The 12,638-nt window shown below is 66.4% G+C and carries 12 protein-coding genes; 8 read left to right on the top strand and 4 right to left on the bottom strand.

What is annotated here, in order from left to right; translation table 11 throughout:
- Positions 1–116 precede the first annotated feature (116 nt).
- Positions 117–1,133: a LacI family DNA-binding transcriptional regulator gene (locus BMZ97_RS05385; protein WP_092166201.1), complete on the bottom strand. Its 1,017-nt coding sequence runs from the start codon at positions 1,131–1,133 to the stop codon at positions 117–119.
- A 295-nt stretch (positions 1,134–1,428) separates the two neighbouring features.
- Between BMZ97_RS05385 and BMZ97_RS05380 the strand changes: the two genes are divergently transcribed.
- The 8 genes from BMZ97_RS05380 (at position 1,429) to BMZ97_RS05345 (ending at position 9,953) form a co-directional block, all read left to right on the top strand.
- The gene (locus BMZ97_RS05380) at positions 1,429–2,673 is read left to right on the top strand and encodes an ABC transporter substrate-binding protein (protein WP_092166199.1); all 1,245 of its coding nucleotides are present in this window, start codon (positions 1,429–1,431) and stop codon (positions 2,671–2,673) included.
- A gap of 115 nt (positions 2,674–2,788) precedes the next feature.
- On the top strand, positions 2,789–3,682 hold the full coding sequence (locus BMZ97_RS05375; RefSeq protein ID WP_092166197.1) for a carbohydrate ABC transporter permease: 894 nt from the start codon (positions 2,789–2,791) through the stop codon (positions 3,680–3,682).
- Positions 3,679–4,572, top strand: coding sequence for a carbohydrate ABC transporter permease (locus BMZ97_RS05370; RefSeq protein WP_092166195.1), 894 nt, complete (start codon positions 3,679–3,681; stop codon positions 4,570–4,572). Before BMZ97_RS05375 ends, BMZ97_RS05370 begins: the two co-directional genes overlap by 4 nt.
- 2 nt (positions 4,573–4,574) lie before the next feature.
- The gene (gene ugpC / locus BMZ97_RS05365) at positions 4,575–5,651 is read left to right on the top strand and encodes an ABC transporter ATP-binding protein (protein WP_092166193.1); all 1,077 of its coding nucleotides are present in this window, start codon (positions 4,575–4,577) and stop codon (positions 5,649–5,651) included.
- A gap of 27 nt (positions 5,652–5,678) precedes the next feature.
- A complete protein-coding gene (locus BMZ97_RS05360) occupies positions 5,679–6,437 on the top strand; it encodes a sugar phosphate isomerase/epimerase family protein (protein WP_092166191.1) in 759 nt (252 codons plus the stop codon).
- Positions 6,438–6,447: 10 nt separating this feature from the next.
- Positions 6,448–7,608, top strand: a complete 1,161-nt coding sequence (locus tag BMZ97_RS05355; protein ID WP_092166189.1) for a Gfo/Idh/MocA family protein — start codon at positions 6,448–6,450, stop codon at positions 7,606–7,608.
- Between the two features lie 118 nt (positions 7,609–7,726).
- Complete coding sequence (locus BMZ97_RS05350) at positions 7,727–8,785, top strand: sugar phosphate isomerase/epimerase family protein (RefSeq protein WP_092166187.1); 1,059 nt, start codon at positions 7,727–7,729, stop codon at positions 8,783–8,785.
- Positions 8,786–8,801: 16 nt separating this feature from the next.
- The gene (locus BMZ97_RS05345; RefSeq protein WP_092166185.1) at positions 8,802–9,953 is read left to right on the top strand and encodes a Gfo/Idh/MocA family protein; all 1,152 of its coding nucleotides are present in this window, start codon (positions 8,802–8,804) and stop codon (positions 9,951–9,953) included.
- Between the two features lie 70 nt (positions 9,954–10,023).
- Here BMZ97_RS05345 and BMZ97_RS05340 read toward each other — a convergent pair whose 3' ends face one another.
- The 3 genes from BMZ97_RS05340 to BMZ97_RS05330 form a co-directional block, all read right to left on the bottom strand.
- Positions 10,024–11,166 (bottom strand): aminotransferase class V-fold PLP-dependent enzyme, encoded by a 1,143-nt coding sequence (locus tag BMZ97_RS05340; RefSeq protein WP_175525438.1) that lies wholly within the window; start codon positions 11,164–11,166, stop codon positions 10,024–10,026.
- Between the two features lie 10 nt (positions 11,167–11,176).
- Positions 11,177–11,905 (bottom strand): amino acid ABC transporter ATP-binding protein, encoded by a 729-nt coding sequence (locus tag BMZ97_RS05335; protein ID WP_139221159.1) that lies wholly within the window; start codon positions 11,903–11,905, stop codon positions 11,177–11,179.
- A 71-nt stretch (positions 11,906–11,976) separates the two neighbouring features.
- Entirely contained in the window at positions 11,977–12,636 is a 660-nt protein-coding gene (locus BMZ97_RS05330) for an amino acid ABC transporter permease (protein WP_092166179.1), read from the bottom strand.
- Positions 12,637–12,638 lie beyond the last annotated feature (2 nt).

The raw sequence follows: 12,638 nt of genomic DNA, 5'->3' as shown, positions 1-12,638 counted from the left end.
TTCAGATGGGCTCACCAAGTGATCCCATCTGAAATCTGAATCCGTCTCTCATCTAAGAGTTGAGAGCAGGATCAATGCGAAAAACCGGTGCCCACTTTTTCGCATCCTGCTCTGGCTCAGCGCTCGCGCGTGCTGTCCCTCATGACGATCTCGGCCGGCAGATGGACCTCGCGGCTGGCCGGTTGGCGGCCTTCGATCAGATCGATCAGCATCGTGGTCGCGCGGGCGCCGATCTCGCTGCGGGCCTGATGCATGGTGGTGAGGGCGGGGTTGTAGGCGCCGGCGAACTCGATGTCGTCGAAGCCGGCGATCGAGATCGCCTCCGGCACCGAGAGGCCGGCGGCGGTAAAGCCCCGGATCAGGCCCATCGCCATGGCGTCGTTGCTGGCGAAGACCGCGTCCGGAAGCTCGGCAAGAGCCAGATAGGCGCTCGCTGCCGCCTCGCCCGTGGCCAGCGTATAGTCGCCCGGGCGCACCAGCGCAGGGTCAGGTGCGAGGCCCCGCGCCGCCAGCGCATCCCGATAACCGGCGAAACGGTCATGCTCCAGGATGTTGTTGGGCGGGCCGGAGACATAGCCGATGCGGCGATGTCCCAATTGCAGCAGGCGCTCCGTCATCGCTCGCGCCGCCTCGCGGTTCGCGGTTTCGACATAGGGGATGTCGGAGCCCGGGATGCGTTCGCACAGGCTGACCGTCGGCACGGCCAGGCGGCGCCGCCCTCCTGCCGGGGTGGGCAGAAGACGCCCGTTCAGCAGCAGCAGGCCGTCGACCCAGCCGGCCTGGGCGAATTCGGCATGGTCGCGCTCGCGCTCGGGATCGTTGCCGGTATCGGCGATCACCAGCCGGTAGCCGTGCTGGTGCAAGGTGTCGGAGATGCCGCGCAGCACCTGCGAGAAGAAGATGTTGGCGACGTCGGGCACCACGGCGAGCACGGCATGGGTGCGGTTGGTGCGCAGATTGCGGGCCGCGACATTCAGCACATAACCCGTCTCCAGCACCGCTTTTTCCACGGCCGCGCGCGTTTTCGGCTTCACCTGGTCGGGGGTGGCGAGAGCGCGGCTCACAGTGGCTGTCGAGACGCCCGCCCGCCTGGCGACGTCGTCGATCCTCGGTTTGCGCAGCCGTTCGTCCATGATCGTCCCTAGATCACGTCGCCTTCGGACGGAGCCGTCCGAATGCAAAAAACGTAATCGATTCTATAAGTTTAGAGCATTGCGCGAAAAACCGGTGCCCAGTTTTTCGCGCAATGCTCTAGCCTCGATCTGCCCTATCGTTATCCCGGCGGCCTGCCAAGACGCTGTCTCGGAACGGCTTGACAGGCGTCATTCCTGTGGCAGTATGGAAAAAAATGTAATCGATTACAAATCGAAATCGCAGCGCGCCCGGACACGGGTTCAACGACGATGCGAATACAGGGAGGACAGGACCATGAAGCTCAAGCCTTGCTTGACGGCTCTCGCCTTGGCGTGCGCGGCCGGCGCCTCGTTCCAGGCGGCAAATGCGCAGGAGATGAAGGCCGAGGTCATCCATTGGTGGACCTCGGGCGGCGAGTCGGCGGCGGTGAAGGTCTTCGCCGAACAGTTCGCGAAAGCGGGCGGAACCTGGGTCGACACGGCGATCGCCGGGGGCGTCAATGCCCGTACCGCCGCCATCAACCGCGTCGTCGGCGGTACGCCGCCCACCGCCATGCAGTTCAACACCGGCAAGCAGTTCGATGAGCTGGTCGAGAACGATCTGCTGCGCGATGTCGACCAGATCGCGACCGAGCAGAAGTGGAAGAGCTTCATGCCTCAGGCGATCATCGACGCCACCAGCCGCAACGGCAAGATGTATGCGGTGCCGGTCAATATCCACGGGCAGAACTGGTTGTGGCTGTCCAAGGCCGCGCTCGAGAAGGCCGGCGCCTCCGAGCCGGCGAACTGGGACGAGGCGCTCGTCGCACTCGAGAAACTCAAGGCCGCGGGCTTGATTCCGCTGGCCTTCAGCGGTCAGAAGGTCTGGGAGCGCGGTCTCTTCAACGCTGTGCTGGTCGGCAAGGGCGGCACCGCGCTCTGGGCATCGATCCATGGCAAACGCGACCCGGCTGCGGCCAGGAGCCCCGAATTCAGGGCGGTCGCCGAGACCTATGGCAAGCTGCGCGGCTATATCGATCCGGGCGCACCCGGACGGAACTGGAACGACGCCACCAATCTGGTGATCCAGGGTAAGGCCGGGATGCAGATCATGGGCGACTGGGCCAAGGGTGAGTTTGCCGCGGCCGGCCAGACGGCGGGCAAGGAGTTCGGCTGCGCCATTCTCTCGAACGAGGGCGGCTATGTGATGGGAGGCGATGTCTTCGCCTTTCCCAAGCTCAAGGATCCTGCCCAGCAGAAGGCGCAATTGGTGCTCGCCAAGGTGATGCTCGAGCCTGAAACGCAGATCCGCTTCGCCCAGAAGAAGGGCTCGATCCCGGTTCGGCTCGATCTCGATGTCAGCTCCCTCGACGCCTGCGCCCAGAAGGCGGTGAAACTCCTGGCGGACAAGAAGCATCAGGTCGCTGCCCAGGAGATGCTCTCGCCTCCCGCCCTGACCGGCGCGATGGAGGATGTGATCTCGCAATATTGGAACACGCCAGCGATGACCGCCGACGCCTTCATGGCGAAGGTCGCCGACGTGCTGAAGCAGCCTTTCTGACGGTCAGTCGGGATCTTCGTGCCTCATCGCCCTCGCCTTGACAGGCGAGGGCGGCTCCAGGGGCTCCCCGGAGCATCACTCACCCCCTTAGGTCGCTCGGCGGCGGAGCTTTGCCATGCCCCTCGTGAGACACCGAACCGCATCCCGGCTCGCAGCGGGCCTCGCCTTGTCGCCGGCGTTGCTGGTCCTCGTCGTGGTCTATCTCGGTTGTACGGCCTGGACCGTGTGGATCTCGCTGACATCGTCGCGGATGCTGCCGAATTCCACCTTTGTGGGCCTGCGCCAATACGCCTCCCTGATGGGCAATGAGCGCTGGCAGGTCTCGGTCGCCAATCTTGCCGTTTTCGGCTCGCTGTTCCTGATCGCGAGCCTGGCACTGGGCTTCCTGCTGGCGGTGGCGATCGACCAGCGCGTGCGGGCCGAGAACACGCTGCGCTCGATCTTCCTCTACCCCTATTCGATGTCGTTCATCGTCACTGGCCTGGTCTGGCAGTGGCTGCTGAACCCGAGCTTCGGCATCGAGAAGATGGTCCGGGATTTAGGCTTCCCGTCCTTCCACTTCGACTGGATCGTGCGCCAGGACATGGTGATCTACACGCTGGTCTTTGCCGCCGTCTGGCATGCGGCGGGCCTCGTCATGGCGATCATGCTGGCGGGCCTGCGTGGCATTGACGAGGATATCTGGAAGGCGGCCAGGATCGACGGCCTGCCGCCCTGGCGGGTCTATCTTTCGATCGTGATCCCGATGCTCGGCGCGAGCTTCGCCACCGCCGCCGTCCTGCTCGCGACCAGTGTGGTGCGCCTCTACGACCTCTCCGTTGCAATGACCAATGGCGGCCCCGGCGTCGCCTCGGAGGTGCCGGCCAAATTCGTCATGGACCACCTGTTCGAGCGCGGCAATCTCGGCCTCGCCACAGCGGCCGCGACCTCGATGCTGATCACGGTCGCGGCCGTGGTCGCGCCCTGGCTGGTCTGGCAGAACCGCCGGGCCCGGAGGGCGCAGGTATGAGCGCGATCGCCGTGACCCAACCCGCCGGCATGCGGCCGCGCCGGCTGACGCCCGCCCGCATCGGCGTCTATGCCTTCCTGATCGTGACGGCGCTGTTCTTCCTGACGCCGCTCTATGTGATGCTCGTGACCTCGCTCAAGCCGATGGAGGAGATCCGCCTCGGGGCGATCCTGGCCCTGCCGCGCGCGCCGAGCCTGGAGCCCTGGGTCAAGGCCTGGTCGGCGGCCTGCACCGGGCTGAGATGCGACGGCATCAGCGTCGGCTTCGCCAATTCGGTGAAGATCCTGGTGCCGTCCGTCGTCGCTTCGATCGCGGTGGGCTCGCTCACCGGCTACGCTCTGTCTTTCTGGCGGGTGCGTGGGGCAGGCCTGCTCTTCGGCGCCCTGATGATCGTGGCCTTCGTGCCCTACCAGATCTTCATCTACCCGCTGGTGCGCGTCTTCGCCTTTGCCGGGATCAACAACTCGATCCTCGGCATTGTGCTGATCCACACCATCTTCGGCCTGCCGACGATGACGCTGCTGTTCCGCAATTACTTCGCCTCGCTGCCGCAGGAATTGTTCAAGGCGGCGCGTGTCGATGGGGCGGGCTTCTTCCGCATCTTCTGGTCGGTGATGTTGCCGATGGCGACACCGATGCTGATCGTCGCCGTCATCCTGCAGGTCACGGGCATCTGGAACGACTTCATTCTCGGGCTGATCTTCGCTGGCCGCGAGAACCTGCCGATGACGGTGCAGCTCAACAACATCGTCAACTCCACTCAGGGTGAGCGCGCCTACAACGTCGACATGGCCGCCACCCTCCTCACGGCGCTCGTCCCGCTCGCCGTCTATTTCGCCTCCGGGCGCTGGTTCGTGCGCGGCATCGCCGCCGGCGCGGTGAAAGGCTGACCATGGGCAAGCTTTGCGACGTCTCCATCCGCGGGGTCGAGATTTCCTTCGGCGCGGTGCGCGTGCTGGAGAAGCTCGATCTCGATGTGGCGCAATCGGAGTTCATCGTCCTGCTCGGTCCCTCCGGCTGCGGGAAGTCGACGCTGCTGAACGCGGTCGCAGGCCTCATCGACGTGCAGGCCGGGCAGATCTGGATCGGCGGCAAGAACGTCACCTGGGAGGAGCCGAAGGACCGTGGCATCGCCATGGTGTTCCAGTCCTACGCGCTCTATCCGCGCATGACCGTGCGCGGCAACATGTCCTTCGGCCTCAAGGTCGCCGGCATGCCGAAGCCCGAGATCGAGCGGCGGGTCAACGCTGCCGCCGCGACGCTGCAGATCACTGAATTGCTCGATCGCCGTCCGGCCGAGCTTTCCGGCGGCCAGCGCCAGCGCGTCGCCATTGGCCGCGCCCTGGTGCGCGATGCCGGCGTCTATCTGTTCGACGAGCCGCTCTCCAATCTCGACGCCCAGCTTCGCGCCGAACTGCGGGTCGAGATCAAGCGCCTGCACCAGCGTCTGGCGGCGACGATGATCTACGTCACCCACGACCAGATCGAGGCGCTGACGCTGGCCGACCGCATCGCGGTGATGAAGGACCGGGTGATCCAGCAGCTTGGCACGCCCAACGAGGTTTACCGCCGGCCGGCGAACCGGTTTGTGGCCTCCTTCGTCGGCTCGCCGGCGATGAACTTCCTGCCCGGCGCCTTCGCGGTGAAAGAGGGCGCGCCCTGTTTCCTGACCGAGGGCATCGCCATCCCCCTGAGCGGCTATGCTTTCGAGGCCCCGCCGCAAGACGGCGCGCCTGTCGAACTCGGCATCCGCCCCGAGCATGTCGAGGCCGGCGGCGAGGTCCCAGCCAAAATCGAGATGGTCGAACCGATGGGCAGCGACCAGCTCGCCTGGCTGCGGGTCGGCGGCCATCCGCTCTCGATGCGCCTGCCGGCGGAGGCCTGCACCGTCGCGGGCGAGGCGATGCAGCTCAGGCTGCCGGCCGACAAGCTCAACCTGTTCGATGCCGCCACCGGCCGGCGTCTCTGACCCTCCGCATAACCGAAAGGACACCTCATGACGCCGCTCGATGGTCTTTCGTTCCAACTCTACTCGGCCAGGATGCTCGAACCGCTGGAGAAGCAGTTCGAGCTGCTGGCCGGCCTCGGCTATCGCAAGGTCGAGCCCTTTGGCGGGCTCCTGAACGAGCCGGACAGGCTGAGAGGGCTGCTGGAGCGCCACGGCATCGCGGCGCCGACATCGCATGTCGGCCTGGATCGCCTGCGGGTGGACCCGGTGGCGACGGTCAAGCTCTGCCGCGATCTCGGCGTCGGCACGATCTACGCACCCGCACCGCCTCTCGGCGAGCGCGAAGGCGGCGAGGCCGAGTGGAAGGCCATCGGCCAGGAGCTCAACCGGATCGGCAAAGTGGTCACCGGCGAGGGGCTGACCTTCGGCTGGCACAACCATCATTGGGAATATGGCAAGGCGGCAGATGGCCGGCGCTTCCTCGACATCATGCTGCAGGAGGCGCCCGATATCCTCTGGGAGGCGGATCTCGCCTGGATCGTGCGCGGCGGGGCAGATCCCGCAGCCGAGGTCAGGCGCTATGCCGGCCGTGTCAAAGCCGTCCATGTCAAGGACATCGCCCCGGCCGGCCAATGCCTGGACGAGGATGGCTGGGCCGATCCCGGCCATGGCGTGCTCGATTGGGGAAAGCTCCTGCCGGTGCTGCAGGAGATCGGCGTGACGCTGTTCGTCGCCGAGCACGACAAGCCCAACGATGTCGCACGCTTTGCCCGGCGCGCCTTCGCCACCGTCTCATCCTGGCGCTGAGGAGAAGGGCATGGCCGAGCTTGGTGTCGGAATCGTTGGTTGCGGAGTCATTTCAACCATCTACATGCAGAACCTCGCGCTGTTTCGAGGCGTGCGCCTCGTCGCCTGCGCCGATCTTCTGGCGGAAAGTGCGCGCGCCCAGGCTGAGAAATTCGGCATCCGGGCGCTTACGATCGACGAATTGCTGCGCGATCCGGAGGTCGATCTCGTCGTCAATCTGACGACGCCGAACGCCCATTTCGCCGTCAGCCATGCCGCGCTCACGGCGGGCAAGCATGTTTTCTCGGAAAAGCCGCTCTGCGTCTCGGCAGAGGATGGCTTGCGGCTGGTGCGGGAGGCCGATCGCCGCGGACTGAAGCTCGGCTGCGCGCCCGACACCTTTCTCGGCGCGGGCGGAAGGCTCGCCCGGGAGACGATCGACAGCGGCAAGGTCGGGCGCGTCCTGGCCGGTTCCTGCTTCCTGATGTCCCACGGCATGGAGCATTGGCATCCGAATCCGGAGTTCTTCTTCAAGCCTGGCGGCGGCCCGATCCTCGACATCGGGCCCTATTATCTCGGCGCGCTGTGCAACCTGCTCGGGCCGATCGAGAGCGTGCAGGCCCGCGCTTCCGTTGGCTTCGCGGAGCGGGTGGTCTCCGCCGAGGGGCCGCGCAAAGGCGACCGCATCACAGTCGAGACGCCGACGACCGTGATGGCGCTGCTGCATTTCGCGGAAGGCGCCGACATCGTGCTGTCGATGAGCTGGGACGTGTGGAAGCACGGTCATCCGCCGATCGAGCTTTACGGCACCGAGGGCTCGCTGCGCGCGCCCGATCCGAATTTCTTCGGCGGCACGGTCGAGATCACTGCCCGCGGCGAGGACTGGCAGGTGCTCGATTCCGCAGACCGGCTCTATGGGAAGCCGAATTGGCGCTCGCCGAACTGGCCCGCCAGTGCACCCGACCGGGCGAATTACCGCTGCCTCGGCATCGCCGAGCTGGCGAGCGCTGTCCTGCACGGAACGCCGCATCGCGCGTCGGGCGCTTTCGCGGCGCATGTGCTGGAAGCCATGCATGCGATCCTGCGGGCCGGCGAGCATGGCGGCACGATCGCGGTGGAGACGCGTATGGAACGGCCTGCGCCGCTCTCCGATGCGGAGGCGGCGTCCTATTGGCGCGCTGCGGCGGGCTGAACAGGGCCCGTAATTCGCCGCCTGTTCCTCCGGGGCGGTCGCTCCGGAGGCCAATTCGGGACCGGCTGGAGAGCTGGCCCTCAGCATCAACCAGAGACGCTGGACGCAGGAGATATCGATGCCCGCTACGATGAAAGGACCGGCGCTCTTCCTCGCGCAGTTCGCCGGTGATGCCGCGCCGTTCAACAGTTTCGACGGGATCTGCGGCTGGGCTTCCGGGCTCGGCTATAAGGGCGTCCAGATTCCGACCTTCGATGCCCGCTTGTTCGATCTCGACAAGGCGGCGGGCTCGCAGAGCTATTGCGACGAGGTTGCCGGGGTGGCGGCGAGCCATGGCCTCGCAATCACCGAGCTCTCGACCCATCTCCAGGGCCAGCTCGTCGCCGTCCATCCCGCCTATGACGAGGCCTTCGACGCCTTCGCCCCAGCGGCCCTCAGGGGCAAGCCGCAGGCGCGCCAGGCCTGGGCCGTCGACCAGCTCATGAAGGCCGCGCAAGCCTCGCGTCGGCTTGGGCTCAGCGGCAGTGTCAGCTTCACCGGGGCGCTTGCCTGGCCCTTCCTCTATCCCTGGCCGCAGCGCGCGCCGGGGCTGATCGAGACCGCCTTCGATGAACTTGGCCGGCGCTGGCGGCCGATTCTCGATGCCTATGAGGAGGCTGGCGTCGATCTCTGCTACGAGATCCATCCCGGCGAGGACGTCTTCGACGGCGCGACCTTCGAGATGTTCCTGGAGCGCGTCGGCAACCATCCGCGCTGCGCGATCAATTACGATCCGTCGCATTTCCTGCTGCAGCAGCTCGATTATCTCGCCTTCATCGACATTTATGCCGAGCGCATCCGGGCCTTCCACGTCAAGGATGCGGAGTTCAATCCGAGCGGCCGGCAAGGCGTCTATTCCGGCTTCCAGCCCTGGCTCAACCGCGCCGGCCGTTTCCGCTCGCTGGGCGACGGGCAGGTCGATTTCAAGGCGATCTTCTCCAGGCTCGCTGCCATCGGTTATGATCGCTGGGCGGTGCTGGAATGGGAATGCTGCCTGAAACATCCCGAGGACGGCGCACGCGAGGGCGCGGCCTTCATTGCCGACCAGATCATCCGCGTCACCGACAAGGCGTTCGATGATTTCGCCGGCGCCGGCAGCGACGATGCACAATTGCGCCGCATGCTGGGCCTGACCTGAACGAGGAGATGCCGCGATGGCCGAACCACGCATTCGATTGGGGATGGTCGGCGGCGGCGAAGGCGCGTTCATCGGCGCCGTTCACCGCATCGCCGCCCGCCTCGACGACCGCTACGAATTGGTCGCAGGGGCGCTCTCCGCCTCGCCCGACAAGGCAGCGCGTTCGGCTGAGGCGATCGGGCTTCCGCCCGGGCGCTCCTATCCCGATTATCGCAGCATGGCCCGCGCCGAGGCCGCGCGCCCCGACGGTATCGAGGCGGTCGCGATCGTCACGCCCAACCATATGCATGCGCCGGTCGCCGAGGCCTTTCTCGAAGCCGGCCTGCATGTGATCTGCGACAAGCCGCTGACGGCGACTTTGGCGGAGGCGCGCCGGCTGCGCGACAAGGCGCGGGCGAGCGGTTTGATCTTCGCGGTGACCTATAATTATTCGGGCTATCCGTTGGTCCGGCATGCCCGCGCCATGGTGCAGGCAGGCGAGCTCGGGGCGATCCGGGTCGTGCAGGTGGAATATCCGCAAGACTGGCTCGCCGGGCCGCTCGAGGCCAGCGGCCAGAAGCAGGCGGAATGGCGCACCGACCCGGCCCGTTCGGGCGCAGGCGGCTGCGTCGGCGATATCGGCACCCATGCCTATCAGCTTGCGCATTTCGTCACCGGCATGGCTCCCGAGCAGATCCTGGCCGAATTGACCAGCTTCGTGCCGGGACGCCGGCTCGATGACAACGCCCAGATCCTGCTGCGCTACGGCAATGGTGCGCGCGGCGCGCTCTGGGCGAGCCAGGTCGCGCCGGGCTGCGACAACGGCCTGCGGCTGCGGGTTTTTGGCGAGAAAGGTGGCCTCGACTGGTCTCAGGAGGAGCCCAACCAGCTCCTCTGGTCACCGCTCGGCGAGGCGCCACGCCTCATCCGCCGGGGCACGGCGGCGGTGAATGCCGCCGGACAGCGGGTCAGCCGCATTCCCTCGGGCCATCCGGAAGGCTATCTGGAGGCCTTCGCGACGATCTATGCGGAGGTCGCCGAGGCGATCCTGGCCCGGCGCAAGGGCGCGCCACTCGATCCGATGGTCAGCTTCCCGACGATTGAGGATGGCTTCGCCGGCGTCGCCATGGTCGAGGCCGCGCTGCGCTCCCACGCTGCGGGCGGGCTCTGGGTGACGGCGGAGCCGTGAGGGCTGCCGCTTTGTTCTAGCGGATCAACAAGCGTGCGGATGCGCTGCTGACGCACTGCCGGACAGCGCGCTATCTGGCGGGCCGAGAGCAGATAGTCTCCATCGCTTTCAGGAATTTATCGAGATCCGCTTCGCGCGAGTAGATGTGGGGCGCAACCCTGTTGACGGCCGCCAGCCCGCGCGCCTCGAAATCGAGCCTCGCATAAGCGCGGTCGACGATCGCGGCTGCTATCCCGGCCTGGGCGAGCCTTTGGTTCAGTTCGCCTGGCGGCAGGCCGTCGGCGACGAAGGTGAGAAACAAGGGCTCTGCGTCCAACGGCTCGAACAGCTGGATGCCTGGCAGCCTCGACAGGCCTTCATGCAGATGCGCCAGGCGCGCCCCGATGCCCTCGCGGATCTCCGCAATGCCTTGCGCCAGCGCGTGATCGATGGCGGCGCCCAAGCCGAGGCGGCTCGCGGCGGAGAACTCATAGGTTTCAAAGCGACGGGCATCGTCGAGGCTTCTATAGGTCCATGCATCGGTCCAGGGCGACCCGGTCTGGTCGAGGAGCGGCGGATCGCCGAGCTGCCTCAGGGCGCGCTCGGACAGCGCCATCATCGCCTCGCCGCGGGGGCCGCGCAGCCATTTTCGGCCCGGTGTCACCAGCACATCGATCTCCGCCCCATCGAGGCCGATCGAGAACTGCCCGACCGCCTGCGCCGCGTCGACGAAAAGCAGGCAATCGGCAGGACGGGGCAAGGCGGCGATGGCCGCAACCGGCTGGCGCAGGCCGTAGCCGCTGCTGACCACGGGCAGACAGATCGCGATCGTCCGGTCATCGATCAGCGCCGCGGTTCGCGCGACATCGATCAGGTCGGCCTCGTCCATCGGCATGATCTCGATGGCCACGCCGCAGTCGCGCTGGAGCTTGAGCAGGTTGAGGACGTTGCTCGCCCATTCCGAGCGGGCGACCAGTATCCGAGCTCCGGCCGTCACGGGCCGGCTCAGCAAGGCCATCGCCCAAAGGCGTCCGGCGCTGGGGCCGAAGGCGATGTTCCGCGTCCGGCATCCCAGCAATGCCGACGCGCTGACGCGGACGGCGTCGAGCCGCTCGCGTGCTTCCGAGGCGGCCCAATGCGGCCCGATCTCCGCCTCGCGGCGGAGATGGTTCACGATCGTCTCGGTGACGATCGCCGGCGGCAGGCCGGCCCCGGCTGCGTTCAGATGAAGCATGACGGCAGTCTCAATGCTGCAGGATCTTCGACAGGAAGCTCCTGGCGCGATCGGTTCGTGGCGCTTCGAAGAAGGCCGCGGTTGGCGCTTCCTCCAGGATCTGGCCGCCATCCATAAACAGGACCCGGTGAGCGACCCGGCGCGCGAACCCCATCTCATGCGTCACGACCATCATCGTCATGCCGTCCGCCGCCAGCTCCGTCATGACGTCGAGAACCTCGTTGATCATCTCCGGATCGAGCGCCGAGGTCGGCTCATCGAAGAGCATGGCGACCGGGTCCATGGCGAGCGCGCGCGCGATGGCGACGCGTTGCTGCTGCCCTCCCGAGAGCTGCCCCGGGAAGCGATCGGCCTTGTCGGCCAACCCCACGCGGGCCAGCAGTGCCTCGGCCTTGTCGATCGCCTCGTCGCGGGAGCGCCGCAGGACATGGCGTGGCGCCAGCGTGATGTTGTCGCGAACCGTGAGGTGGGGATAGAGCTCGAAATGCTGAAACACCATTCCGATCCGCGATCTCAGGCGTGTCAGATCGGTCTTGCGATCCCCGACCGACAGACCCTCGACGCTGATCGAACCGGATTGGAAGGGCTCGAGACCGTTGACGCATTTGATCAGCGTGGATTTTCCGGAGCCGGACGGGCCGCAGACGACCACGACCTCGCCGCGAGCGACGGATGTCGTGCAGTTCTTCAGCACCTGCAGGGAGCCGTAGGCCTTCGAGAGATCGTCAATGGCGATGATCGGCGATGCGGTCTCAGGGCCGGTTCGAGGCATGGCCGTGCCTTTGAGGCGGGACTGGGGAAACGGAGCTGTCATGACGTTGCCATCCGGCGTTTCAGCGCCTGGACCAACTGCGAGGCAGCCAGGCACAGGCCCAGGTAGATGGCGGCTGCGAACAGATAGAGCTCGATCAGGCGCCCCTCCCGGTTGGCGGTGATCGATGCGGCCGTCATGAAGTCGTGAAGGCCGATGACATAGACCAGCGAGGTATCCTGGAAGAGCGCGATGCTCTGGGTCAGCAGGATCGGCGTCATGCGGCGGAACGCCTGTGGCAGGACGACGAGCCGGTAGGCCTGGAGCCGGGACAGGCCGGCGGCCTGCGCTGCCGCCATCTGGCCTCGCGACACGCCCTGGATTCCGGCCCGGATGATCTCGGAATAATAGGCGGCCTCGAACAGCGTGAAGGCTATGACCGCCGAGACGAAGGCGCCGACCGGCCGGCCGATGATCAGCGGCACGAGCAGATAGAACCAGAAGATCACCATGATCAGCGGCACGGAGCGCAGCCCGTTGACATAGCCTGCCGCGATGGCGGCGACCGCCCTGGGCGCCGAGAGGCGCAGCATGGCGATCACGGTGCCGAGCAGGATGCCGCCCGTCATGGCGATGGCGAGCAGGGTCAGGCTCGTGATCATGCCGCTCCACAGGAAGGGCAGGGCGAGCCGGACCGCATCGATGTCGAAGGCGTGCATCG

This window comes from Allobosea sp. OK403 (genome assembly GCF_900113835.1).
Taxonomy (GTDB): Bacteria; Pseudomonadota; Alphaproteobacteria; order Rhizobiales; family Beijerinckiaceae; genus Allobosea.
The sequence above is the reverse complement of the archived record's forward strand: the minus strand, read 5'-3'. Positions and strand labels throughout refer to the sequence as shown.